Annotated in this window: 24 protein-coding genes; 10 read left to right on the forward strand and 14 right to left on the reverse strand. The window is 70.9% G+C overall.

Annotated features, from left to right (window positions below; genetic code table 11):
• Positions 1-358: 358 nt before the first annotated feature.
• The 4 genes from H030_RS0101725 to H030_RS0101740 all read right to left on the reverse strand — a co-directional run bounded on the left by H030_RS0101725 (position 359) and on the right by H030_RS0101740 (position 4,168).
• Complete coding sequence (locus H030_RS0101725) at positions 359-1,339, reverse strand: quinone oxidoreductase family protein (protein WP_027004837.1); 981 nt, start codon at positions 1,337-1,339, stop codon at positions 359-361.
• 32 nt (positions 1,340-1,371) lie between these two features.
• On the reverse strand, positions 1,372-2,787 hold the full coding sequence (locus tag H030_RS0101730; RefSeq protein ID WP_027004838.1) for an aldehyde dehydrogenase family protein: 1,416 nt from the start codon (positions 2,785-2,787) through the stop codon (positions 1,372-1,374).
• 86 nt (positions 2,788-2,873) lie between these two features.
• Complete coding sequence (locus tag H030_RS28495) at positions 2,874-3,464, reverse strand: sensor histidine kinase (RefSeq protein ID WP_051221469.1); 591 nt, start codon at positions 3,462-3,464, stop codon at positions 2,874-2,876.
• Positions 3,461-4,168 (reverse strand): response regulator transcription factor, encoded by a 708-nt coding sequence (locus H030_RS0101740; RefSeq protein WP_051222426.1) that lies wholly within the window; start codon positions 4,166-4,168, stop codon positions 3,461-3,463. The genes H030_RS28495 and H030_RS0101740 overlap by 4 nt, the downstream gene beginning before the upstream one ends.
• 108 nt (positions 4,169-4,276) lie before the next feature.
• On the opposite strand from H030_RS0101740, the gene H030_RS0101745 reads away from it, so the two are divergent.
• Positions 4,277-4,927 (forward strand): TetR family transcriptional regulator, encoded by a 651-nt coding sequence (locus H030_RS0101745; protein WP_051221470.1) that lies wholly within the window; start codon positions 4,277-4,279, stop codon positions 4,925-4,927.
• A gap of 9 nt (positions 4,928-4,936) precedes the next feature.
• On the opposite strand, the gene H030_RS0101750 is transcribed toward H030_RS0101745, so the two are convergent.
• A complete protein-coding gene (locus H030_RS0101750) occupies positions 4,937-5,296 on the reverse strand; it encodes a response regulator (protein WP_027004841.1) in 360 nt (119 codons plus the stop codon).
• Between the two features lie 76 nt (positions 5,297-5,372).
• Here H030_RS0101750 and H030_RS39975 point away from each other — a divergent pair, with 76 nt between their 5' ends.
• Both H030_RS39975 and H030_RS28500 read left to right on the forward strand, forming a co-directional pair.
• Entirely contained in the window at positions 5,373-6,203 is an 831-nt protein-coding gene (locus tag H030_RS39975) for a helix-turn-helix transcriptional regulator (protein ID WP_231398337.1), read from the forward strand.
• Positions 6,200-6,400 (forward strand): hypothetical protein, encoded by a 201-nt coding sequence (locus H030_RS28500; protein WP_035125731.1) that lies wholly within the window; start codon positions 6,200-6,202, stop codon positions 6,398-6,400. The genes H030_RS39975 and H030_RS28500 overlap by 4 nt, the downstream gene beginning before the upstream one ends.
• Here H030_RS28500 and H030_RS36070 read toward each other — a convergent pair.
• The 4 genes from H030_RS36070 to H030_RS0101780 all read right to left on the reverse strand — a co-directional run bounded on the left by H030_RS36070 (position 6,397) and on the right by H030_RS0101780 (position 10,643).
• Complete coding sequence (locus H030_RS36070; RefSeq protein ID WP_051221472.1) at positions 6,397-8,847, reverse strand: GAF domain-containing sensor histidine kinase; 2,451 nt, start codon at positions 8,845-8,847, stop codon at positions 6,397-6,399. The genes H030_RS28500 and H030_RS36070 overlap by 4 nt on opposite strands.
• 80 nt (positions 8,848-8,927) lie before the next feature.
• Positions 8,928-9,599: a Bax inhibitor-1 family protein gene (locus tag H030_RS0101770; RefSeq protein ID WP_027004843.1), complete on the reverse strand. Its 672-nt coding sequence runs from the start codon at positions 9,597-9,599 to the stop codon at positions 8,928-8,930.
• Between the two features lie 52 nt (positions 9,600-9,651).
• On the reverse strand, positions 9,652-10,131 hold the full coding sequence (locus H030_RS0101775; protein ID WP_027004844.1) for a universal stress protein: 480 nt from the start codon (positions 10,129-10,131) through the stop codon (positions 9,652-9,654).
• A 173-nt stretch (positions 10,132-10,304) separates the two neighbouring features.
• Positions 10,305-10,643: a hypothetical protein gene (locus H030_RS0101780; protein WP_027004845.1), complete on the reverse strand. Its 339-nt coding sequence runs from the start codon at positions 10,641-10,643 to the stop codon at positions 10,305-10,307.
• A gap of 657 nt (positions 10,644-11,300) precedes the next feature.
• On the opposite strand from H030_RS0101780, the gene H030_RS38775 reads away from it, so the two are divergent.
• Positions 11,301-11,462 carry a hypothetical protein gene (locus H030_RS38775; protein ID WP_155891783.1) on the forward strand — a complete coding sequence of 54 codons (162 nt, stop codon included), beginning with the start codon at positions 11,301-11,303 and terminating at the stop codon, positions 11,460-11,462.
• Between the two features lie 298 nt (positions 11,463-11,760).
• On the opposite strand, the gene H030_RS39475 is transcribed toward H030_RS38775, so the two are convergent.
• From H030_RS39475 to H030_RS28510, 3 genes are all read right to left on the reverse strand, one after another.
• Complete coding sequence (locus H030_RS39475) at positions 11,761-12,522, reverse strand: hypothetical protein (protein WP_027004846.1); 762 nt, start codon at positions 12,520-12,522, stop codon at positions 11,761-11,763.
• The gene (locus H030_RS39480) at positions 12,522-13,292 is read right to left on the reverse strand and encodes a hypothetical protein (protein ID WP_027004847.1); all 771 of its coding nucleotides are present in this window, start codon (positions 13,290-13,292) and stop codon (positions 12,522-12,524) included. The genes H030_RS39475 and H030_RS39480 overlap by 1 nt, the downstream gene beginning before the upstream one ends.
• Before the next feature lie 120 nt (positions 13,293-13,412).
• Positions 13,413-14,330: a LysR family transcriptional regulator gene (locus H030_RS28510; protein WP_051221475.1), complete on the reverse strand. Its 918-nt coding sequence runs from the start codon at positions 14,328-14,330 to the stop codon at positions 13,413-13,415.
• 71 nt (positions 14,331-14,401) lie between these two features.
• Between H030_RS28510 and H030_RS0101805 the strand changes: the two genes are divergently transcribed.
• The 5 genes from H030_RS0101805 to H030_RS0101825 all read left to right on the forward strand — a co-directional run bounded on the left by H030_RS0101805 (position 14,402) and on the right by H030_RS0101825 (position 16,900).
• On the forward strand, positions 14,402-14,701 hold the full coding sequence (locus H030_RS0101805) for a putative quinol monooxygenase (RefSeq protein ID WP_027004848.1): 300 nt from the start codon (positions 14,402-14,404) through the stop codon (positions 14,699-14,701).
• Between the two features lie 29 nt (positions 14,702-14,730).
• A complete protein-coding gene (locus H030_RS39980; protein ID WP_269208526.1) occupies positions 14,731-15,057 on the forward strand; it encodes a YybH family protein in 327 nt (108 codons plus the stop codon).
• Between the two features lie 85 nt (positions 15,058-15,142).
• Positions 15,143-16,012, forward strand: a complete 870-nt coding sequence (locus H030_RS28515) for an N-acyl homoserine lactonase family protein (protein ID WP_196808956.1) — start codon at positions 15,143-15,145, stop codon at positions 16,010-16,012.
• Positions 16,012-16,428, forward strand: coding sequence for an SRPBCC family protein (locus tag H030_RS0101820; protein ID WP_027004850.1), 417 nt, complete (start codon positions 16,012-16,014; stop codon positions 16,426-16,428). The genes H030_RS28515 and H030_RS0101820 overlap by 1 nt, the downstream gene beginning before the upstream one ends.
• Positions 16,429-16,450: 22 nt before the next feature.
• Positions 16,451-16,900, forward strand: a complete 450-nt coding sequence (locus tag H030_RS0101825) for a MarR family winged helix-turn-helix transcriptional regulator (RefSeq protein ID WP_027004851.1) — start codon at positions 16,451-16,453, stop codon at positions 16,898-16,900.
• Positions 16,901-17,108: 208 nt separating this feature from the next.
• On the opposite strand, the gene H030_RS0101830 is transcribed toward H030_RS0101825, so the two are convergent.
• Both H030_RS0101830 and H030_RS0101835 read right to left on the reverse strand, forming a co-directional pair.
• On the reverse strand, positions 17,109-20,126 hold the full coding sequence (locus tag H030_RS0101830; RefSeq protein WP_027004852.1) for a hypothetical protein: 3,018 nt from the start codon (positions 20,124-20,126) through the stop codon (positions 17,109-17,111).
• A gap of 98 nt (positions 20,127-20,224) precedes the next feature.
• Complete coding sequence (locus tag H030_RS0101835) at positions 20,225-22,396, reverse strand: hypothetical protein (protein ID WP_155891784.1); 2,172 nt, start codon at positions 22,394-22,396, stop codon at positions 20,225-20,227.
• 1,178 nt (positions 22,397-23,574) lie between these two features.
• On the opposite strand from H030_RS0101835, the gene H030_RS0101840 reads away from it, so the two are divergent.
• A complete protein-coding gene (locus H030_RS0101840) occupies positions 23,575-24,195 on the forward strand; it encodes a hypothetical protein (RefSeq protein WP_155891785.1) in 621 nt (206 codons plus the stop codon).
• Positions 24,196-24,253 lie beyond the last annotated feature (58 nt).

Consider the following 24,253-nt stretch of genomic DNA (forward strand, 5'->3'; position numbering starts at 1 on the left):
GCAAATCGGTCGCTTTGATGGCGCAGGCTTCTTGCATCGCACTCGGGAGGTCATAGACCTCGAAGAAGTGCCGATTTCCAGGAACTTCTCGTCAAGATCGAGTGCCCTCTTGGAGATTGTCCAAGAGGTCGCGCACACCAGAACGAGCGCGTTCGTTCGAGGATTGCCTAGCGATCAGGGCGTCCCGCGATAACGCGGTATTTCGGAGCGCCGCGGCGACCAAACCGATCGTTTGACTCCGAGCCCGGCGCCCGTACCGACGTCATCCCGACCGCGGTCAAGGCCACAGCCCGAGCGTCGCTGTGGTCATCAGGCGACCGACGCGGCCGGGAGCGTTGTGCTCCCGGCCGCCCGATGTCTAACCCGTCGCCAGGATCAACCGCCCCGTGTTCGTGCGCGCTTCCAGATGCCGGTGGGCCTCGGCCGCCTGCGCAAGCGCGAGCGTCTGGATCGGCACGCTGATGGTGCCGTCGGCGACCAGCGGCGAGACGGCGTCGAGGGCCGGCTGCGCCCGGGTGGGGTCGGTCTGGAGGAACGTGCCGACGACGAAGCCGGTGGCGCCGACGCTGCGGCCCCAGAGGTCGTCACCGGTGAACGGCTGGTCTGGGTTGGGGCTGGCGTGGCCCATGATCAGCAGCCGGCCCTCGGGCGCGAGGACGTCGAGGCTGGCCTTGCGCAGCTCGCCGCCCACGGGATCGACGATGATCGCGACCTGCTCGCCGTCCAGCCCGTCCGGGAACTGGTCGCCGCGGATCACCTTGTCGTGGCCGAGCGCGAGCGCAGCCTCGACGTGCGCGTCGGCGACGACCGTGCCGATCAGCCGCTCGGCGCCGAGCGCGCGGGCGACGGCCGGGAACGCGGCGGCCAGCCCGCCGGTCGCGCCGTGGACCAGCACGGTCTCCCCGCCCCGGATCGACACGGCGTGCGTGAGCGCGAGGTGCGCGGTCACCGCGTTGGGGAGTGAGGCGAGCGCCTGGTCGGTCTCGACGTCGACGCCCTCCAGCGAGACGGTGCGCGCCGCGTCGGCGAGCGCCACGGTCGCGTAGCCGCCCAGCTCGACGAGCGACAGGGTGACGACGCGCTCGCCGACCCGGAACTGCTCGACGCCGGCGCCGAGCTCGCGCACGAGGCCGGCGACCTCGATGCCGGGCACGAACGGCGGGGGCGGGAAGCGGTCGTCGTCGGCGTGGTCGCCGCGGCGGAAGATGACGTCGATCATCCCCACGGCGGCGTGGGTGACGTCGATGGCGATCTGCCCGGGCCCCGGACGGGGATCGGGAAGCTCGGCCTCGGTGAGGACGTCGGGATCGCCGAACCGGCTGATGGTGATGGCGTGCATGCTGTGAGGCTCCTTGTGTGGGCGTTGTTGGGTTACTTGCTGAAGACGGTCTGGGTCTCGAGGTACGCGGCGATGCCGTAGCGGCCGAACTCCCGGCCGATCCCCGACAACTTGAAGCCGCCGAAGGGCGCATCGGGCGCGTCGATGACCTCGTTGACCATCACCCGCCCGGAGCGGATCCGACGGGCCACCGCGCGACCGTGCTCGACGTCGCCGGTGGCGACGTAGCCGTGCAGGCCGTAGGGCGAGTCGTTGGCGATCGCGATCGCCTCGTCCTCGTCGCGGTAGGTGATCAGCGTGAGCACCGGGCCGAAGATCTCCTCCTGCGCGATGGTCATGTCGTTGGTCGCGGCGAACAGCGTCGGCTTGACGTAGTTGCCGTCGCCCAGTCCCTCGGGGCGCCCCTCCCCGCCGGCCAGCAGCTCGGCGCCCTCCGCGATGCCCGTGCGGATGTAGCCCTGGATGGTTTCGTACTGGTCCTCGTCGAGGACTGGGCCGACCACGGTGGCGTCGTCGTGCGGGTCGCCGACGTTGATCGCCGCGATCCCCGCGACGAGCGCCTCCCGGATCTCGTCGATCCGGCTCTCCGGCGCCAGGATCCGGGTCCCGGCGATGCACGCCTGGCCGTTGTTGAACAACCCGGCCCGGAGCGCGAACGGCACGGCCTGGGCGAGGTCGGCGTCTTCGAGGATGATCGTCGGCGACTTGCCGCCGAGCTCCAGGGTGACGCGCTTCATGGTCTCGATCCCGTTGCGCGCGATCGCCTTGCCGGTGGCGGTCGAGCCGGTGAGCGAGACCTTGTCGACGTGCGGATGGCCGGTGAGCACGTTGCCGACGGGCTGGCCGCGGCCGAAGACGAGGTTGATCACGCCGTGGGGCAGGCCGGCTTCGCTGATGGCCTGCATCACCGGCCAGGCCTGCCAGATGCCGCGCTCGCTGGGCTTGAGCACGACCGTGCAGCCGGCCGCGAGTGCGACGCTGGCCTTCATCGCCATGAACCAGCTGGCGCCGTTCCACGGGGTGATCAGGACGGCGACGCCGACCGGGACGTAGTTGACGGTGGCGTGGCCGACCTGCTCGGTGAACGTGTCCTCGGTGACGAGCTTCTGCGCCTCGACGAACCAGTCGCGCGACTGGTCGACGATGTAGGCGGCCGTCGGCCGCGTCGTCCCGAACTCCTCGACCAGCCCGAGGATCATGTCCTCGCGCCGGTTCTCGAAGGCGTCGGCGAGCTTCTGCAGGTAGCCGCGTCGCTCCTCGAGGCTGGTCGCCGACCAGCCGGGCAGCGCGCGCTTGGCCGCCGCGACGGCCTGCTCGGCGTCGACCTCGTCGCCGAGGACCGCCTCGGCGATCTGCTCCCGGGTGATCGCGCTGTTGACGGCGTACACGTCGCTGCCGTGCGACGGCACGAGCTTCCCGTCGATGAACTGCTGATCCAGGACTTGCATTGTTCGGCCTTTCCGCTTGTTGTGGAGTTGACCGCTACAACGTCCCAGCCGCGGCGCGCCATCGCGCCTGGCAGATGCCCTGGACTTCAGGCGACGGGCAACCAGGCCCGGACGACGGTGCCGTCGACCGCGAGCCGGCCGCCGTTCGCCGTGAGGCGATCGCGGAGCGCGGCGAGCCCGGGTCCCGCGAGCAGGTGGCGACCGCCGTCGCCGCCGCGCACCTCAACCTCCAGGACGCCGTCGGCGACGCGGGCCCGGACCCGCACGCGCGTGACGGCGCCGGCCAGCGCCTCGGCGACGACGAGGTAGGCCGTGGTCTCCAGGCTTCGGTCGTCCAAGCGCGGGACGGCGATGTCGATGTCGACCGCGACGCCGAGTTCCGCGGCGAGCGAGTCGACGCCGGCCCGGAGGCCTTCGCGCCCGAGCGCCGACGGCATGATCGCGTGGACGACCGCGCGCAGCTCGGCGAGCCCGCGTTGGGCGTGGGTCAGCGCCTCGTCGACCAGCGTGACCGCGGGCCCGTCCTGCTCGCCGAGCGCTGCCCTGGCCAGCTTCAGCGTGATGACGGTCTGCACGAGGCGCTGCTGCGCGCCGTCGTGGAGGCGTCGCTGCAACCGGCGGCCCTGCGCGTCGGAGGCCGCGACCAGCCGGCGCCCGAGCGCGGCGTCGCCGGTCACCGCGCCGCGCCGCTGCGGACGTAGGCGAGCACCGCGTGCACCCGGCGATGCTCACTGCTCACCATCCCGATCTCCAGCTTGCGCAGGATCGCGGTGACGTGCTTCTCGACGGCCGCCTCGGTGACGCTCAGCGCGCTGCCGATCCCGGTGTTGGACTTGCCCTCGGCCATCACGCCGAGCACCTCGAGCTCGCGTGGCGTGAGCCGGGCGAGCGGATCGTCGCCGCCGCGGCGGCCGAGCATCCGGCTGACGACCTCGGGGTCCAGCGCGCTGCCGCCTGCGGCCACGCGGCGGACGGCGTCCACGAAGGCGCTGACGTCCCCCACCCGCTCCTTGAGCAGGTAGCCGACGCCCTCGGCGCGCTCGCCGATCAGCTGCAGCGCGTAGCCGGCCTCGTAGAACTGCGACAGCACGAGCACGCCGGTCTCGGGCATCCGGCGGCGGACCTCGATCGCCGCGAGCAGCCCGTCGTCCTCATGGCGCGGCGGCATCTGGACGTCGACGATGACCACGTCGGGCTTGTGCGCGAACGCCTTGCGCAACAGGTCCTCGGCGTCGCCGGCCTGGGCGACGACGTCGAACCCGGCCTCGGCCAGGAGGCGCGCCATGCCCTCGCGCAGCAGGACGTCGTCCTCGGCGAGGACCACGCGCAGCGTGGTGGCGGCATCGCGCGAGAACCGCACAGCGCCGTTGCTCGTCCGCATGTCGCAGCCCACCTTCCTGAAGGTAACGCACAAGCAGTGCGATAGGCCGACAGTAGCGCGGAGCGGGCCGCAACGCAAGCGCACATCCTGTGCGTTACCGTGCGGCGCGTGGATTACTACCAGCGCGCACGCTCCCCGGAGCGCAAGGCCGAGCGCGCCCAGGCGCTTGTCGAGGCCGCCCGCGAGCTAGCGACCGAGCGCGGGGTGCGGAGCGTGACGCTGACGGCGATCGCCGGTCGCGCCGGACTGCACCACTCAGCGATGCGGCGCTACTTCAGCTCGCACAAGGAGGTGCTGCTGCGCCTCGCCGGCGAGGGCTGGACGGACTTCGCTGCGACCGTCCGCGCCGACCTCGCCGCAAAGGACCAGGTCGACGCCGCAGGACTCGCGGGCACGCTCGTCGGCGGGCTGGTTCGGGATCCGCTGTTCTGCGATCTCCTCGGCAACTCCCGCAACCTCGAAGAGGACGTCGACATCGCCTACGTCCGCGAGTTCCAGCACATCGGCCTCGTCGCGGTCGAGGACCTGGTCGCGTCGATGACGCAGGCGATGCCCGCCCTCAGCGCGGCCGGCGCGATCGACATGGTGGCGGCCGTGCACAGCGTCGCCGGGACGCGGTGGCAGGTCACCCACCCGCCCGAGCAACTCGCCCGCCTCTACGACGACGACCCCGACCTCAAGGCGCTGGCCGGGGAGTTCGTCCCGTCGGTCACCCGGCTGCTCACCGCCGTCGGCATCGGGCTCACCGCGCCGGGCTGAGCGGCGTGCTCAGCCGCCCTCGATCAACCGCCGCAACAGCGCACCCGGCAGGTCGTCTTTGGGGACGAACCCGACCGCGCCCGCGCGCAAGGACGCCGGTCCGTTGACCGGGTCGGAGTCCGACGAGATCAGCACGACGCGCGGCGCAGACGGCAGCGCGGCGAGCGCGACGGTCAGCGCGAACCCGTCGCCGTCGGGCAGGCCGATGTCGGCGAGCACGACATCCGGCCCCAGGTCCGAGGCCCTCGCGACGGCCTCGGCGAACGTCCCCGCCTCGCCGACCACGACGTGGCCCCAGGACGCCAGGACGCGGGCGGCCAGGTGTCGGAAGGAGGCGTCGTCGTCGACGACGAGGACCGTACGGGCCATCAGGCGTCGATGCTCGCAGACGTCGGACGCGGCGATGGTGGGGCCACCCATAGCATCGCCCGGGGAGGTCGCCGCCGTGATCGTCTGGCTCGTGGGGATGGGCACCGCGGCGTTTCGCCGGGATCGTGCTCCCATGTCCATCGCAACGCTCCATCTCCACGATCGTGCAGCGCCGCTGACCGAAGGCTCGGCGCTCGTTCTCCACGCTGCGGCCGCCTTCTACAACGGCCTAGGCCACTACGAGCAGGCGCTGCGAGCGGCGGAGCTGGCCGCCGCACATCCGGACGGCTGGGGGGACACGGCGCTGCTCGTGCTCCCGGAGCTGGTCGAGGCGGCCAGCCGCTGCGGCGAGGCCGAGCGGGCCCTCGGAGCGCTGGAGCGGCTCGCGCGGCTGGCGCAAGCTGGCGGCACCGACGCGGATCTCGGGATGGAGGCTCGCTCGCGGGCCCTGGTCGATGCCGGGCCGGCCGCCGAGGGTCTCTACCGCGAGGCCATCCGGCGGCTCGGGGACGCGCGGATGCCGATGGCGCTGGCCCGCGGCCATCTGCTCTTCGGTGAGTGGCTGCGCCGCGAGGGCCGGCGGGTGGATGCCCGGGTCCAGCTGCGCACCGCGCAGCGGATGCTGAGCGAGCTGGGCCTTGAGGACTTCGCCGCCCGCGCCCGTCGCGAGCTTTCGGCCACCGGGGAGACCGCGCGCAAGCGCACGACGGAGGGCGACTACGCCCTCACCGCCCAGGAGGCCCGGATCGCGCGGCTCGCCGGCGACGGCCACACCAACCCTGAGATCGGCCGCGAGCTGTTCCTCAGCCCGCGCACGGTCGAATGGCACCTGCGCAAGGTCTTCTTCAAGCTCGACATCGGCTCCCGCAGGCAGCTGCGCGACGCGCCGCTGGAGCGCGTGGCATGACGCCAAGGCGCGATGCGAACGCGACGCGCCGCGAGCTGGAGGTCATCGACCGGCTCGACAAGCTGCGGGTGATCCTGCCGGCGATGGCGCTGGAGACCGCTACGGCGCGCCGCGAGACGGTGCGGCTGCGCGCCGAGAACGCGCGCCTGACGCGTCGGCTGGCCGAGATCGAGCCGCCCGCGGACGCGTCGCGCTAGCCGGCGCCGACGGGCAGCGCGACCCGCAGCGCCGTCCCGGCGCCCGGCGGGCTGACGATCGCCAGCGTGCCCTCGCCGGCTTCCACACGGTCCAGGAGACCGGTGAGGCCTGTGCCACCGCTGGGATCTGCGCCGCCGACGCCGTCGTCGCAGACGTCGATCACCAGCTCGCCGGTCTCCAGGTCGACCGCGACCGCGACGCGCGCGTGGCTCGCGCGCGCGTGCTTGACCACGTTGGTCAGCGCCTCGGCGACGAGGAAGTAGGCGGTGGTCTCGATCTCGGCGGCCAGGCGCGCGCCGGTGACGTGCAGGTCGACCGGCAGGCTCAGGCCGGCGACGAGCGATTCGAGTCCGGGTCGCAGGCCGCCGCGGGTCAGTGAGGCGGGCAGGATCCCGCGTACGAGATCGCCGAGCTCGGCCGTGGCCTGCTGGGCGTGGCGCAGGGACTCCTCGACCAGCTCGGCGGCCGGGCCGCCGTCCTCTCCGAGCACCGCGCTGGCGAGCTTGAGCGTGATGACGGTCTGCACGAGCTGCTGCTGGGCGCCGTCGTGGACGTCGCGCTGCAGGCGCCGTCGCGTCTCGTCGGCGGTGGCCACCACACGAGCGCGTGAAGCGGTCAGCAACGCTCGCGCGTCCGCGCTGGCGATCGCCGCGGCGGCGATCTCGGCGAACTGATTGAGACGGTGCTCGGTCGCGGGCGGCAGCGAGCGCCTGGCGGTGGCGTAGAGCACGCCCCAGAGGTCGTCGCCGACCGTGATCGGCACGGCGACGCAGGCCACCGGGCCGTCGACGCGCGCTGGGCGGCGCGTGGCCCGGACCCGGGCGATGACACCGGCGGGCTCGGCGGTGACCCGTGTGCCTGCCGGGAACGATCCATCGGAGACCGCGACGACGACGTGGCGCCCGTCTGCCTCCAGGCGCGTCAAGGTCATGGTTTCGTCGGCGACGAGGTTGGAGGCCTCGGTCGCGACCGCGTCGAAGACCGCCTCGGGCGCCGCGCCGCGGGCGGCCAGCTCGGCGACGCGCCGCAGCGCGGCCTGCTCGTCGGCCAGCTGCTGGACCTCGGCGCGCGCCTGCACGTTGGCCAGCGCGGCGGCGATCAGGTCGGCGAACTGCTTGAGCCGCTGCTCGACGTCGGGCGGCAGCTCCCGATCCGGCGTGGTGATGCCCAGCACGCCCCAGATCCGGTCGTCGACGAAGATCGGAACCGCGACGCAGGAGCCGACGCCGAAGTCGTCGTGCGCCCAGGCGCGCCCCGAGACCGGGGAGTAGTCGTCCAGCCGGGCCGGGCGGCCGGTGCGCAGGATCTGGGCGACGATCCCCTCGTCGTCGGCAGCGATGTCGACCCGGCGGCCGATCGGCACTGGGCCGCCGCTGCTCGCCGCGACGAGCGTGCCGCCCGCGTCGTCGTCGACGCGGAAGAGGCTGGCAGCCTCGTCCTCGATCAGGCGCGACGCCTCGTCGGCGACCGACGCGAACAGCTCCTCCTCTCCGACGCCGCGGGCGACGAGCTCGGCGACGCGCCGCAGCGCGGCCTGCTCGGCGGCCAGCTCGCGCAGCCGCAGCTGGGAGCGGGTCCCGGCGATGACCGTGCCCAGCAGCGTCGCGAACTCGGCGAGCCGGAGCTCGATGCCGGGCGCCAGCGGGCGGTGCAGCGCGGTCGCGATGAGCACGCCCCAGAGGTGGCCGTCGATGAAGATCGGCACGCCGGCCGAGCCGCGCATGTTGAGGTGGCGCGGCAGTTCAGGCCCGCCTCCAGGCAGCGACTTGTAGTCGTCGATCCGGCTCGGCCGGCCTGTCTGCCAGACCCGGTCGACGACCCCGTCGCCGCCCTTCTGGCGCCGCCCGACCGTCATCTCCGGCGTGTGGACGCCGTGCACGGCGACGATCACCCCCGTCCCGTCGGGCTCGTAGCGCCCCAACAACGCCACGTTGACGGCGAGCACGCGGGAGACCTCGAGCACCACCGCTCCGAACGCCTCCTCCGGTGTGCCGCCGCGTGCGGCGAGCTCGGCCAGCCGGCGCAGCGCGGCCTGCTCGTCGGCGGTCCGGGCACCGCAGGACGGGATCTCGCCGGCGACCGTCCGGTCGTCGGCGTGCGCCACGTAGTGGCGGTGAGCCGCGGTGATCCGACCGTCGCAGACCTCGACGATCTCGTGAACCAGGCCGCCGAGGTACCACGTGCCCACCGCGTCCGCCGCGGCCCGCTCGGCCGCCTCCGGGTTGACCAGGCGCAGCTCGGTCACGATCGCGCCGGGCGTCTCGGCGACGGTCCGCTGCGGCACCAGGATCACGCCCGGGAAGCGCTCGAGGAGGTCGTGGGAGGCGGTGATCGCCGACGCGTCGTCGAGTACCTGCGCGAGGGCGTCCATGTCCCGGGCGTTGAACGCCGTGTGGTACCGGAGCGCCAGCGAGCGAGCGTCGGCGGCGAGGGCCGATCGGGGCATGTGCGGTCATCGTGGCAGCTTCCGGGTCGGCCGATGGTGGGGCCAGCCAGAGCATGTCGCCGCCGGCCGTGATCCGGCGATCAATCCTGGCTGAACAGGTTCAGGAGCGACAGGAAGATGTTGACGATCGAGACGAAGATCCCGGTCGCGAGCACCACGACGTCGTCCTCGGTGCCGTGCTGGCGCAGGTAGTTGAAGTCCACGAGGATGAGCACGGCCGAGATGCCGCCGATCGCGATGCTGATCAGGGGGCTGCCGCCGCTGCCCAGGAGAACGAGCAGGAGGCTCGCGAGCAGGACGCCGAAGATCGCGTAGGTCAGTGGGCGCAGCCAGCCGGCGAGGTCGCGGTCGATGGCCAGGCCGCCGGCGCCCATCGCGGCGACGACCAGCGCGGTCACGGCCGCGGCCTGGGTCACGGCGGCGGAGTCGGCGTTGGCGTAGGAGCGCAGGACCGGCCCGAGCCCGAGGCCGATCACCAGTGCGACGGCGAACAGCCAGCCGATCGCGAAGCTTCCGATCCGGAACCGCTCGCCGCCGAAGGACTGCAGGAGCAGCATCCCGAAGCCGATCAGCGACAGGACGATCGCCTGGCCGGAGGAGAGGTCGCGGCCGGCGAAGCAGCCGGCGGCGAGGAAGCCGACCGCCGCGGCCACGAGGAACATCACCGCTCCGAGCAGCGCGGCGGTGGTCAGCGTGCGTTCGGCGGTCGGCTGGGACGGCAGGACGCTGGGAATGGGCTGGTCGGTAGGCATAGGACAAGCTTCGTCGCCGCGGGCATCGCTCGCGCCGGGGAGAACCACCGGTCTAGGCTCGCGCGGAGGCGATCTCGCGTCGTTCGCCCTGCGGCGGGTGGACCACGAGCACCGGCACGGCGGCGGCGCGCAGCACGTGGTGGCTGACGCTGCCGAACAGCAGTGAGCGAAGCTGACCACGTCCGCGGCAGCCCATCACGATGAGGTCGTGTCCGCCGCGCCTGCCCTCGCGGACGATCGCGGGTCCGGCCCGGCCGTGGGCGAGCTTGCGGGTGACGGTGAGCTCGACCGGGACGCTGTGCGCCGCCGCGTCGAGCTGGATCTCGTAGGCGCGTTCGAGCTCCAGGCGGTCAGCCGGCGTCTCGACGACGGTGCCCTCCGCGGCCGCGGCCGCGGCCCACTGGCTCGCGTCCGGCACCACCGTCATGAGCGTCAGCTCGGCACCGTCGGAGCGGGCGATCGCGATCGCCTCGTCCAAGGCGCGTTGTGCCTCAGACGAGTGGTCGAACGCGACGAGGATGCGCCGGAACATCAGGCCGCGACCAGGACGTTCGCGGTGAGTTGGATCGTGGACATGCGGTTGCTCCATGGGTCGGCGTGGGAAGTGCTACGCCTACGTTCCCGCTCCCGGGCCGCGGCGCCCAGCCCCCTGGCCCCACACTTCGCACGAGGGCAGGCCCCGGGTCGGGTAGGGCTGGCCCGCCCTCAGACGAGGACGTCGGCCGCGAGACAGACGACCAGCGCGACGAGAGCGACGGCGATGAGGACGCCGGCCAGCACCCGTGAGGGCGCGTCGCCCGCGGCCCGTTCGGGGACTAGTGCTGGTCCATCGCGTTGCGGCAGCGTGTCCCGGGCGGCCTGTGCTTGCCCTGGTCCGACGAGGATGTCGCGGGGGCCGGCGGCCAGGAAGTCGGGGACGTCGAAGCCGGGCGCGCGCTGGACGATCGAGGGGATGCCTGCGGCGCGCAGCAGCTCCTGGAGGGCGTCGGCCTGCACCTGGTCCTGGGCGTGGGCGACCTTGACGAGGGGCTCGGGGGTCGGCATCGCCCGACGATCGCAGCGTCGGGCGGGCGTCGCGCCCGGGGCGCCGACTGGTCTCGGCGCCGCCGCCGATCCCGCGCGCGGCGATCTGCCGCCGCTCTTGGCACATCGACATCGCCAGCTCGGCGGCCACCCGGCCGCGCCGGTGGCACGCAACGGGCAGGCGGCGGCGGAGACGCCAGCTCCGCCGTCGAGAAAGGTGAAGCGAGCCCCGCAGCGGGCCGCGCCAGGCACTGACCCCTTCGGGCACTGGGATTCCCCAGTGCCTGGAACCCCCAGGATCCCCGGTAATCCCCGACGATCCGCGCGACGGGCCGACGACAAAGCACCACAGAAGTCCCTGCAAAACGGCCGCTTCTGCCGCGCAGGCTTCTTGCATCGCACCCAGGAGGTCGGGGGTTCGAGTCCCCCTAGCTCCACTCGGTCGAAGCCCCTGCATACGCGGGGGTTTCGTCGTTCAGGGCATGCCCTTGATTCGCCCCGAGTGCCGCTCCGTTTCAGGCACCAGTGCCTTTATTCCGAGATATGTGACTGGTTCGCCGGGGATTACCGGCGATCCGGGCGCTGTGTGGCCGGGGCGCCGGGGTCCGGGCTTGCCATTTGTGACGATCCGCGCGACCCTTCGGTGAGCAGCCCTGTTCAACTTCCCGGAGGACCGTCATGCCGCAGGCCATCTACGCGATCGTCCTCGTGCTCCTCGTGGCCTTCATGGTCGACGCTGTCCGTCGGGGCACCTGGTACGGAACCTGGTGCGCCTCCGGGAAGCGCGCGAACGGCTCCCAGTTCCCGGGCGGCCCCCACCGCGATCCGGGCCGCTTCTAGCTCGCGCCGTCCGCCGCCGGCGGCATCCTTCGCCAGCCGTTCTCCCCACCGGCTGGCACTCCACCAACGCGCCAGGCACTGGGCCCCTTCAGGCACTGGGATTCCCCAGTGCCTGGAACCCCCAGAATCGCCGGTAGCGCGTCGTCCTGGCCCGTGCGCTGGTCATGCAGCCGAAGGTCCTGCTCCTCGACGAGCCGCTCGACCTGCCCGCGGTACGGCTCCGCCGCGTCTACCGGTACCGGCTTGACCGCCGTGGAGGAGTTCGAGCGGCGCGGCGGCCCGCGTCGGGGATGGACCGCTACGGCCCGATCGTGAGCGGACCCACCAAGACCGGCGGCGACGTCGTCGGGACCAGGTTCACCAGCGAGTCGCCGGCGTGAACGCCGGTCGCGACGAGGCAGTTCCCGGTGCCGGTGTCGACGGCGTAGTACGTCGGAGCGGCGGCCGGCACCGTGCTCGTCGACCCCGCCCGCCAGACGTCGGCCGTGAAGAGGTGGGTCTCGACGTACCGGTAGGTGGACCGGTCCAGCGTCGCCGCGTAGCGCTGCGGCAGCGTGATCACGGGCTGGCCCGTGCAGGCGGCGTCGGTGTACACCGGCCCGCCGGCGACGTCCAGGTACGCGGCGGAGTTCGAGAGGCCCCCCTCCGGCACGTAGGTGTAGAGGCCGCCGTCGACCATCACCGAGTAGGCGTTGAACTGGACGTTGCCCCCGGCGAGCCCCGCGAACTGCCCGAGCACCCGGCCGGCCGGCCCGTAGACGTTGAGCGGCGCGTTCGTCCCGTTGGTGCCGTTCGTCCCGTTGGTCCCGTTCTTCGACGATCCGTTCGCGCCGCTGGAGCCGTCGGCGCCCGCGCGGCCGGGAACGTTCCACGTCACCTTCTTCGCGCCCTTGGGGCACTTCTTCTTCTGGGCCTTGGCGGTCGTGAGGATCTTCACGGCGCCGGTCTTCGTCGTCACGCAGGCGGTGATCGTGGACGTCGCCGCCGCGTGCGCGCCCGCGGCGCCACCGCCCGCGATGGCGAGGGCGACGAGCGCCGCGATGAGGGCTCGCGCGCGCATCACGCCACCGTCAGCGGGCCGGGGACGTCCGCCGGCACGGCCACCGGCGTCAGGCTGAAGAGCGGGTCGCCGGGGTTCGCGATGTACGGCGAGCAGAGCCCGGCGAAGTCCTGGCTGTAGTACGTCTGCCCGGCCTGCTGCGTGCCGGCGGCGACGCCGAGCTTCCACGCCCGGGGCGTCCCGTAGGCGCCGGTGACGGTGTCGATGGGGCGCAGGACCAGCCGGTACTGGCTCGCGACGAACGCGGCGTTGACGGCGTCGATGGCGAGTGAGGGCTGGCCGCTGCACGCGGGGTCCGTGAACAGCACGGGTGACGCGACCATGGAGGGGAACAGCTGCCCGTTCCCGGCGTAGGTCCAGATGCCCCCGTCGGCGAGCACGTAGTAGAGCGAGATGGGGCCGGCGGACAGCAGCCCGAGCTGGAGGCCGACGACGTCGCCGGTCGCGCTGCGCACGGCCGCCGGCGTGCCGTTCGTGCCGTTGGTCCCGTTCGTGCCGTTGGTCCCGTTGACGCCGTTCGTGCCGTTGGTGCCGTTCTTGCCGTTCTGGCCCGCGACGCCGGTCGTCACCCAGGTCATCTTCTTGTAGCCCTTCGCGCACTTCTTCTTCTTGGCCTTCGCGGTGGTGAGGACCTTGACCGCGCCCGTCTTCGTCTTCACGCAGGCGGTGATCGTGGTCGGCGACGCTGCGTGGGCGGGGCCGGCGGCGAGCAGCGCGATTGCGGCGGCGGCTGCGGCTGCGGCGAGCGTCGGCGTGAGCTTGCTGAACATGGCGTCCTTCAGGACTGAGGCGGCGGACAGGGCACGGAGACGCTACTTGGTCCGGGGACGGACACCGGCCGGATGCCGGCAGTCGTTTCTTCGCCTCGTTGCGCAGACCAGCCGATCGAGCTAGAGCCGGCCGGGCGGCGACGCGGCCGGAGCCTCCCAGGAAAGCGCACGGGCGACCGCAAGGAACGCATCCCGGGCGGGGCTCGCGCGGGCCGGGTTCCACATGAAGTCGGTCCGCTGCTCCAGCACGCCGCCCGCCAGCGCGACCCAGCGGAGGCCGGGCGGGAGCGACGCGCGGACCGCGGCCGACGCCAGCACGACGCCGCGTCCCTCCGCGACGTCGGCGAACGTGGGGTCGAACGACAAGCGGGGGGTCACGAGGCGCGCGGCGAACCCGGCCGCCGCGCAGGCGGCCAGGACCGCGTCGTAACGGGCGGGCAGTGCGCCTCGCTCGTGCATGAGGAGGCTGCGATCGGCGAGCTCGCCCAGCTCGAGCTCGGGCCGGTCGGCCAGCGGGTCGTCGGCACGCAGGACGACCCCCGTCGCGCGGCGAGCCAGCTCCTGCACGAACAGGCCCTCGGTGTCGGCCGTCCAGCGTGCGAGCGCGACGTCGATCCGCCCATCGCGCAACGCCTGCGGCAGGTCGGGGGACGGCAGCTCGGACGTCTCGATCCGCACGTCGGGATGGGCGTCGGCCATGGCCGCGACCAGGCGTGGCGCGGCGTCGAAGGCCGCCGAGCGGCCGAAGCCGAACCGCAGGACGCCCGCTTGGCCGGTGCCGCGGCGTCGTAGGTCCTCCCAGAGCTCATCGACCTCGCGCAGCAGCGCTCGCCCCCGCCCTGCCACCGCGGCGCCGGCGTCCGTGAGCCTGACCTCGCGCGTGCTGCGGTCGAAGAGCCTGACGCCCAGCTCGTCCTCGAATTGCCGGATCTGCGCGCTCAGCACCTGCTGAGAGACGCCCTCACGCGCTGCGGCGCGCGTGAAGTTGAGCTCGTCGGCGACGGCGACCGCATAGCGAAGGTGGCGCAGCTCGGGCACGGCAGCTGATTGTGACGTGACAACCGCCGGCTGTTTCTCCTCGAGGCCCGCTCCACATACCGTCGGCGCCCATGACGGACTTCGAGGTCATCGCCCTCTTCACGCCCGCCGACGGTCAGGCCGATGCCGTGCACGCCGGGCTCGCAGCCCTCGTCGCGCCGTCGCGCGCCGAGCCGGCCAACCGCGGCTACACCGTGCGGCGCATCAGCGCGACGCCGCCGCGTTACGCGGTCTTCGAGCGCTACCGCGACGCGGCCGCATTCGAGGCCCACCGCACGGCCCCGCACACGTCCGCCTTCCTCGAGCGAGCCGGCGAGCTGCTCGCCGAGCGGCCCGAGGTGCTCGTCTTCGAGCCCGGAGAGGTCAGCTGACGCGGGCTCGCGCGCACGCCGACCGCTGGCTGGCCGCCTGGAACGCGCACGACCTCGAGGCGATCCTCGCCTCCTATGCCGAGGACGTCGAGCTCGTCGCGCCGACCGTCGTGCGCCGATGGGGCCGTCCCGACGGCCGGCTCGGCGGGCGCCAGGAGCTCCGCCGCCACTTCGCGCTCGGCCTCGAGCTGGCGCCGGACCTCACGATGACCGAGGAGCGGCTGCTGACGACGCCCGGCGGCTATGCGCTCCTCTACCGGCGCGAGAACGGCAACACCGCGCTGGACGCGGTGCAGCTCGACGACCACGGCTTTGCCCGCCGTGTGCACGCCTACTACGAGCGCACGCAGGACTGACGCGCGCCTGCTTCCGCGCAGGCTCAAGACGAAGATACGTGACACGTCATTGACTTCGGTCCGCGGGTCTGCCAATTTACGTGACATGTCATCTATCACCTTGGACAACGGCATCACCATCCACCCCATCCAGACCGGCACCGTCGCCATCCGCAAGCGCCAGACCGACGGCGCGGGCCGCAAGCGCACGAGCTTCGCCCGCGTCCTGTCCGACAGGAACTGGACCGAGCCGCTGCCGATCCTCACCTGGCTGATCGAGCACCCCGAGGGCCTGATCCTGGTCGACACCGGCGAGACCCCACGGGTCAAGGAGCCCGGCTACTTCACCTCTTGGCACCCGTTCTTCCGCCTCGGGCTGAAGGAGTGGGTCGAGCCCCAGGAGGCCGTCGGCGCCCAGATCGAGCGCCTCGGCTTCTCTCGGGAGGACGTGCGCTACGCCTTGGTCACCCACTTCCACACCGACCACGCGGGCGGCATCAACGACCTGTCGGCCAGCGAGATCATCGCCTCGAAGAAGGACTACGACTACTCCAAGGGCTTCCTCGGCAAGGCGCGGGGCTTCCTTCCGCAGCACTGGCCGGCGGGCTTCGCGCCCCGGCTGATCGAGTTCGACGACGGCCCGTTCGGCCCGTTCGCCGCGTCCACGACGCTGACCTCGGCCGGCGACGTTCACCTCGTGCCGACCCCCGGCCACACTCCTGGGCACTTCTCGGTCGTCGTCGAGGACGGCGACACCGCGCTCTTCTTCGCGGGCGACACGAGCTACACCGAGAAGCTGATGCTCGACGGCGTGGTCGACGGCGTGAGCGCCGACGTCGCCGCGGGCCACGACTCGCTGGCCCGCATCCAGCGGCTGACCGCCGAGCGCCCAACGATCTACCTCCCCACGCACGACCCCCTCGCGCCGGCCCGGCTGGCCCGCCGCCAGGTCACGACCGCGAAGGCGGTCGTGTGATGCGCGTCCAGGTCACCCAGCACTACCCGCAGGCGCCGGAGACGGTGTACGCCTACATGTCGGACCCGCGCAACATGCCGGCATGGAACTCCGCCGTCACCAGCGTCGAGCCGCTCGACGGGGGCACGCGTTACGTGATGCGGCGTGATCTGCCATCCGGAGCTGCCACCAACGAGCTGGACGTCGTCTGCAGCGTCCCACCATCCGCGCTGACGATCCGCACGCTCACCGGTCCGACCCCGTTCACCTACCACTACACGCTGGAGAGCGCCGCCGGCGGCACGACGCTGCGCCTCGACGGCGAGGTCGAGCTGGGCAGCGTGATCGCGCTCGCCGGACCGCTGGCGACGCGGTTCGTCGAGCGCGGCATCGCGGCGAACCTCGCGACGCTGGGGCTGATCCTCGACGCTCGGTGACACGTCATGTAACGTGGTGCCCATGGAGGCCGTCGAGGAGCTGCGGTACCTGATCCTCGGCGCCCAGCGGGAGGGCGCGCGGGTGTTCGCCGAGCTGCTCAAGCCGCTCGGCCTGACCGCCGCCCAGGCCGAGGTGCTCGCGGTCCTCCGCGACGCCGACGAGCCGCTCACCGTCCGCGAGATCGGCGAGCGGCTGGTGTGCGAGAGCGGCAGCCCCAGCCGCCTGGTCGCCACCGTCGCCGACGCCGGGCTCATCGAACGCGGCACGCGCGAAGGCGATCGTCGCGCCGTCGAGCTGACGCTCACGCCCGCGGGCGCCCGCGCGGCCCAGCAGGTCGCCAGCGCCGAGCAGGCGCTGCATGCCAGCCTGGCCGCCTCGCTCACCGACCGCCAGGTCGATGCGCTGGTCAGCGGCCTGCGCAAGCTCGTGGACCAGCGCGCGGCCGGCGCAGCAATCGCCCATCGCCGATGAGCCACGGCGACGACATACACCAATCCGCCAGGTCGAGTCCCCCTAGCTCCACTCGGTAGAAACCCCCGCAATCGCGGGGGTCTCGTCGTTCATCGGACGGCGCCCTGATCGGCCGAAGTCGCGCTCCCTTTCAGGCACCAGTGCCAGGCGCGCCCCGCAGGCCAGGCGGCAGCGATGCCGACGGCGGCTCAGCGCCGACGGCTGGCTCCTAGCCGTGGACCGTAAGCGTCTTGCTCATCGTCAGGACCTTCTTCGACCCGGCCGGTGCGAACGTGACCTTGACCCGCACACGCACGTCGCGGCCGTGGGCGATCTTGGTCTGGTTGGCCCTGCTGAGCTTCGCCTGGATCATCGCGGTGGTCGACGAGGCGAGCGTCTTCGTCGTCTTCACGAGGCCGCCGCCTGAAACCGTCAGCTTGCCCGCGCCGAGACCGCTGAGCGTGAGCTTGAGCGACGTCGCCGTGTGCGAGGACTTGACGATCGCGAGCTTGCACGGTGTTCCGAGCGTGACGCTCGCCTTGGACTGCTTGCCGCTGTGAGCGGTCGCGACCTGCTGGGCCACCTGCGTCGACTTGCAGATGTCGACACCCGAGACCACCAGGATGCCCTTCTTGCCGCCGTTGAGGTTGAGCTGGAAGTCCGACACCGGGGCGTCGGGGATCTTGTCGAACGTCGCCACCAGGTGGTTGTCGACCACCTGCGAACTCGCCCGGATCACCAGGGTGATGCCGCCACCCTGCAATGGGATGGCCAGCGCCGGCAACGTCCGGATCTGACGGCCCGTCTTGGGGTCGGTGCGGACGTTCTTGACGAAGTACACCGGTCCCCTGAGCGGCTCGTTGAGCAGCGGCGTCGTCGCGGTCGCCCTGCCTACGATCGAGCGCGCCGGGCACTCGGGCAGCGTCTTGAACCCGGACGCGAACTCGCACAGGTCGTTCGACTGCGAGTTCGTGGTATCGAGCGCGAGCGACAGCGGCAGCGTCACCGAGACCTTCTTGAGGTTCGCGCCTGCTGCGGGCATCTTCAGCGTCGCGCTGAACGACGGATGCTTGCCGTCGGTCGTCTGACCCCTGCCCGCCAGGCCGATCGCGAGCTTCGGCAAGAAGCCGAGCGCCTGGCAGTCGCCGACCTGGAACCGGCTGACGACGTCCTTTGAGGCGCCCTGGGCCGACGTCACCGTGCCGGTGATCTGCATCGGGTCGCAGGACGTCGGCGACACCATGAAGCCTGGGCGGTTCATGTTCACCGTGATCCGCTGGATGTCGAGAGGGATCCCTTGCAGGATCGTTGGAATCGGGTCGCTCTTGACCGTGACGTGCGCGTCGACCGGATCGACGTACAGCGCGGCCCGCACGATCACGACGCCGAGATCCAACGGCCCAGCCTGCGCCGGCACCACGATGCTCAGCGAGTACGGCGCACCCTTGTACGGACCCGCGAGGTACACCGCCGTCGGCGCTTTGCCCGCCATCGGGATCGACAACGGGCTACTACCCGCGCCGGCCGAGACGGTCGTGGTGCCGACCTGCGACTCCGCCGAGCACGTGCCTGCGTTCGCCTGGGCGTCCGGGCACAGCGGGACCGTGCCGACGTGCGCGAGGAGCCCCGGCGGCAGCCTCGTGGTCAGCCCGTTGATGTCCTGCTCGCCATCCGGCCGCGACAGGTTGAGCACGAAGCTCGACGAGCCGCCCGCTGCCGGGTTGGTCAGACCGGCGTCGAGCGTCGGCTCGAACTTCCCGGGCAGGTCGCAGGCCGAGTTGATCGTGAACGAGCTGTCACTCGAGACCGGCGTGGGCGACGCCCACGACGTCATCTCGGCGTGCGTGATGTAGGTGCCGCAGCCCTTGGGCGTGCGGAGCGGAGCCCGAACGCCCGCCTTGAACTGCAGGTGCAGGTTGCTGAACGGGAGTTGCGGGCTGTTGTCGACCGTTGTCGTCAGCTGCCCCGTGGCGGGGTCAGCCTCGATCTTGCCCGGCAGCTTGATGACGACGCCCTGACCGTCGGCCACGATGTACATGGCCAGAAGCGAGTGGAACGGGTTGTCGTTCTGCGTAGCAAGGTAGATCGAGCCCTCGATCGGGTCCGGCAGCACCGGCGTGTCGATCTTGACCGAGCCGATCTTGGCGGCATCCGGGCAGTGAGCCGGATCCGGACTGGTGAGCGCGACGTCGGACAGGGCACAGCCGACGAGGCCGTCACCGCCGCCGGCGGCGACGGTCATGCCTACGGGCAGTTTGACGACGGCCTTCTTCAGGGGAGGCGTCGCGAGCCCCGTCGGGTTGTCGTTCTGGGGGATCCCGAGGTCCACGGCGAGGCCGGATGGGGCGCCTGCCTTCGATACGACGGGTTTCGCCGTCAGCGTTGGCTGGAACTTGAGGCGGTCACACGAGTCGACGCCTGCAGGGGTTCCATCCGAGAGGTGCGAGACGACCTCGGCCGTCTTGACCTCGTCCGGGTGCTGCCACGAGGTGGCAGAGACCTTCGTGGTCAACGGTCCGGCCGAGCAGTCCGACGGGTTCGTCAGGAACGGCAGCGGGGCCAAGCCGGAGGAGCCCGGAACGTTGCCGGCAGCCCCCGGGTTGCAGAAGAACGGCACGAACGGGGGGATCTCGACGCAGTACTGACCGCGGTGCACGTCGTGACTCGCATCCGCGGGCACCCCCCACAGAGTGATCGTCGTACCCAGCACGGCCGTCGGCTGCGGGATGTCGCGCAGGTTGAACGAGAGACCGTAGTCGCCGCCGGTGCGCACCGACACGCGCGACGTCACTGGGAACAGGCCGGCCGTGAACCCGAACTCCGCGGGCGTGCCCGGCGACGTCTCCATGTTGAAGAGCGGCTGCGTGAGCGTGCCGACGGTCGTCCCGCCGAGTGCCTGGCGGATGGCGACGGTCCCGACCTGGGAGCCCATCGGGCACTGCACTGTCGCACCGGCGGTGGCTTGGGCGAGCTCGTCGTCGGTGCACTTGGGGCCGATCGTCGGATCACCCGCGAAGCCCACCGGCAGATCGACCCGAAGGTCCTTGAGGTTCTCCTCCGGCTTGACGGTGCCGGAGCTGTCGGTCACCGTCGGGAAGTCGATCGCCGTGGTGAGATCGTAGGGATGGACCCCAGCTCCGGTCTCGACCGTGCCGTCCGCCTTCAACGAGCTGTTGTCGAAGCTCGTGATCCCGAACTCGGCCTGCGCGGGGGTGGCGCCCACCAAGACCAGCAGGGACAGCGCCATCGCCAAAGCGCTCAGCAGCCCGAACGCTGCGCCGCGCGCACTATTGCCATGCACCCTGGACTCCATCCTCCGAGCAGTGTCGAGACTCACCGGCGACATCACGAGCGACCCTTCTTCTTGCTGACGGCCGGCTTGAAGGTCAGCGACACGTGTGTCGTCGACGCCGACCCCTTGCTCGGCTTGAACGCGACGCGCGCGACGAGCTTGAGCGAGCTGTGCTGCTTGAGCCGCGCGATGGACCGTTTGCTGAGCTGAACCGTCACGGTCACGGTCTGCGCCTTCGTGGCCGCCTTCTTGGTGGTATGCAGGCCTTCACCAGAGACGCTCACCGCGCCCTTGGCCGGGACCTTGACCTTCAACGTCGTCTTCGTGCCTCGCACGGTCTTGGGCTTGGTGACGCTGACCTTCCTGGTGGCGGTCGCCGTGTCATCCGCCGGGGCGACGTTCCCGATGCCGAAGAACGTGACGGTCGCCGCAGGCACCAAAGGCGCAACCGCTGCCGGATCGCCCTGACACGCATCGGCGATGCATGGCTCGTCGGGGGTGGGTGGCGGTGGGAACCCGCCGCCCACGCGTGCGTCGTAGAGATCGGCTCGGGTATCGATGTCCTGCCCGACCAGTTGCTCCTGGGTCGAGAACAGCACGTCGCTGCCGCTGGGGGTCGCATCCTGGAACGTGGCGTCGAAGCCACTCGTCCCGGTCGACACGAGCGCGGGACCGCTGTCGGACCACTCGTAGACGTCCTGGTGGCCGTTCGTGTCCTCGCGGACGACCGCGTCGGTGGTGTCGAAGAAGACATGTTGTCCGTCGGACGTGATGTTCCGCTGCGTGGGGCTGAACAGCGCGTTCGCGGGCGGAGTGATCCTTGCATCACCCGAGGGCGGGGAACCGTCGACCCGACACGACACACACACCAGGTTCTCGTCGTCCGCGGAGTAGCGGTAGATCTCGCCTCTCGGCGTGCCGCTCAGCGGATCGGTGTTGTCATAGCTCGTCAGGCGGCCCACGGACAGCAGCAAGGCGAACCGGCCGTCCGGCGTGACGCGCGAGGTGACACCGAGCGGACCGTTCGGCGCTGAGCTCCAGTTCGCCGCGTCGGTGGGATCGAGCGTCGCGATGAACTTCGTCGTGCCGGCGTGCAACACGTACAGATTCATGGCTCCCGACGTGGCGCCGTCGGCGAGCGCGCCCTGTGCCACAACGTAGATGTACGAGCCGTCGTCCGACGCGCCGACGACGCCCTGGACGGCCGCGCCGGTAGCCGAGTCTGCGGAGTTCGCGTCCACCGTCAGATCCGTGAGGTGCCCCGATGCCACGTCAAACGCGTAGAGGTCGTTCCCGGCGTCAGTGGTGCCGCCCGATCCGTCGTCGCCGGTCGTGGCGTCATCAGTGAGCTCCACTGGACTGGTGAAGTACACGGTACTGCCATCCGCCGTGGCCGCCCAGAAGGTCGCCGCGCCCGGTCCGAGCGGATCCGGGACCGTGCGTTGCGAGGCGCTCACGGCCTTGGTGGAACTGCCATCGATGCGAACGTAGAGTGCGCCGGACTCGGAGAAGAAAATTCGCCGCCCGTCGTCGGAAACCGCGTGCGACACTCGCCCCCCAAGTGCCGCACCGCCTCCTAAGATCGCGGTATCAGCGGGGGTGCCGTCTGGCCGGATCCCGACGTTCCGAAGCTGGCCGTCGACCCACTCGTACGTCCCTACCGTGGCGGTCGCGGGCGCGTCGGGAAGCAACTGGTCCTGTGCCTCGAAGACCAGATGAGAGAAGTCCTTCGAGGCCCCCCCGAATCTGGCGAAGCTGCCGTAGTCGCCCGTCACCGGCCCCTTGGTCAGCAGCCGGTAGGAGTCGTTGCCGATATCTTGGAGATAGAGGTTGGCAAGACCGGGGGTCGCGTCGGGCGTCAAGGCCGGACGGGCGGTGAGAATGACCGCCTTGCCGAGATCCGGCGAGAACGCTTGGGTGAGCGGATAGCCAAACCCGCCCGGCAGAGGCTCCTGAGGTGGGCTAATCGACTTCGACGTCCAGCCCGCGGAAGTTCGTTGCCCGATCGACATGTTCTCGAACGCGGCGCTCACCGCTCCCGGCATCGGACCGAACGTGTCGAACGCCACCTTCGAACCATCGTCGTTGACCACCGCGATGTCTCTGGCGAACTGCCCGAAGCCGAAGTCCTTGTCGACGGGCGTCACCTGCTCGTACTCGCGGCCACCCGCGGTCGCGGCGCCCGCCGCCGCCGCCGGATACGCCGCTACCGCAAGGGTGGCCATGCCGGCCAACACGGCCCGTGTCATCCGGACCGGGACCGCCGATCGGAGGTCCCTCTGGCTCTTGCTCATATCCGGTCAACTCCTGCTGCTCTTGCCGCATTGACGGCCGATGCCAAAACGTTCGCTTTTCGAGAAGGCGCCGGAGAAGCCTAAGGCGCGACGCGCGCGTGAAGGGACACCAATCCGCGTCACTCTGCCATCCGAATGGCTGAGTGCCAATGACCGATGGGCTCCTCCGAGCCTCGGCGCGACTGTAAATGGCCACGTGTGCCAAAGTCAACACGCCGTGACATGTCGGGATGGGTTGGGCAAGAATCGAGCGAGGCGGCGGCCAACCATCGCCATCACTCCGTCGCGCGTGCGACCGTGTCAACGCCCGCTGCTTGCACGTAAGACCTCGCCTTTGCGTCTGTGACGTACAGCGGCTTCGGTGAGGACACCGTGTACCTGGCGGTAAGCCTCGCGGTGATCGAGCCACTTGCTTAGTTACGCTCAGTGTGCCGAGCAACAACGGGTTCGGCGCTTCGACCGTGCATGTGGCGAGAAGCTCGCAGGGCCGATCGGGTATAGGCCGCCGCTCAGCGAGGTGAGTAGCGCATTGACGAGTGCCATACGAGCAGGTGATGTCTCGCCGACCCCGATCGGGCACGTGAACACCACGGTCGGAGCGGTCACGGTAGGAGTCCCGTTCAAGCCGCTGGTCCACCTGAAGCTGGCGGCCGTCGGAAGGCCCGTCCCGCCACCGACCGTCGAGACCGGTCAAATAGTGGTCGGGTTGATGAACCCCGCCCGCGCAGATTGCCTGCGCAGTGGGCGCCCGCACCCATCGCGAACAACGGCAGTGGATCAATCGTCACCTCCTGTGTGCCGTGGGGCAGCAACCCCGACGCCATCAGCTCGCAAGTCGCTCTGTCGGTCACCCGCGGTCGAAACGACGACGCCGAGCGTCTCGCTGCGTGGTGTGGACATACGAAAGCGGGGTGGTGATCTTAAGATCACCACCCCGCGTGCCGGTTAGGCCACGTTCAGCACAGCTGGCTGCACGCGTCGTCCCTTTCGAAAGGTGCTATCAGGGACCGAACAGGTACAGCGAGGCCGGCGAGTCGACCTGGTACGTAGCCGTCCACCTGGTGGTGGGCGGGCACAGGCCGCCGCTCAGCGACCTAATCGGCACGCCGTTGAAGCTCACCGTCGCCGGCGTGTTGCCGGTGAACGACCCCGAAACGGTGCCCGTGCCGTACGAGCAGGTGATGGTCCCGCCCAGCGGGTTCGGGCACGTAAACGTCACGGTCGGAGCGGTCACGCTGAGAGTACCGTTGCCACCGCTTGTCCACGTCAGGCTGCCGGACGTCGGAAGGCCCGTAACGGTGGCCGACGCGGAGCAACCGCTTGGATTCGTGCTCGTACAAGACGAGAACGTCAACCCGGTCAGGTTGCCGGTGACCGGCCTGCCGGTGCCGCCCGCGCTGGTGGTCCTAAGGGTCACGGACGAGGCCGCGCACGAGAGGGTCGGGTTGATGAACCCGCCCGACGTCTGCAGGACAGCGCTCGACCCAGTCCTCAGCCTGGCCGAAATGGTCGTGCCGGAGGCCACGATGTTGCCCGTCGGGCACGGGTTGGTATTGACGTTACAGAGCACGTCCGCGGAGGCCGTTGAGGCTCCAGCAAACGCGACGAGGGCGAAGACCGCGATCATGGCCACGCCGAGGGTCTTGATGTGTCGCATGGATAATCCTCCAAAACTTGACGGTTGCACACCGTCAGTGACTTGGGTAAGCGCATTGATTACTGCGCTGTGATGCGTGAACTTCCCTCTCTCGGATCGCCGGGCGTCCGCACCCATCGCGGACGACCAGC

Source organism: Conexibacter woesei Iso977N (assembly GCF_000424625.1).
In the GTDB taxonomy this organism is placed as follows: Bacteria; Actinomycetota; Thermoleophilia; order Solirubrobacterales; family Solirubrobacteraceae; genus Baekduia; species Baekduia woesei_A.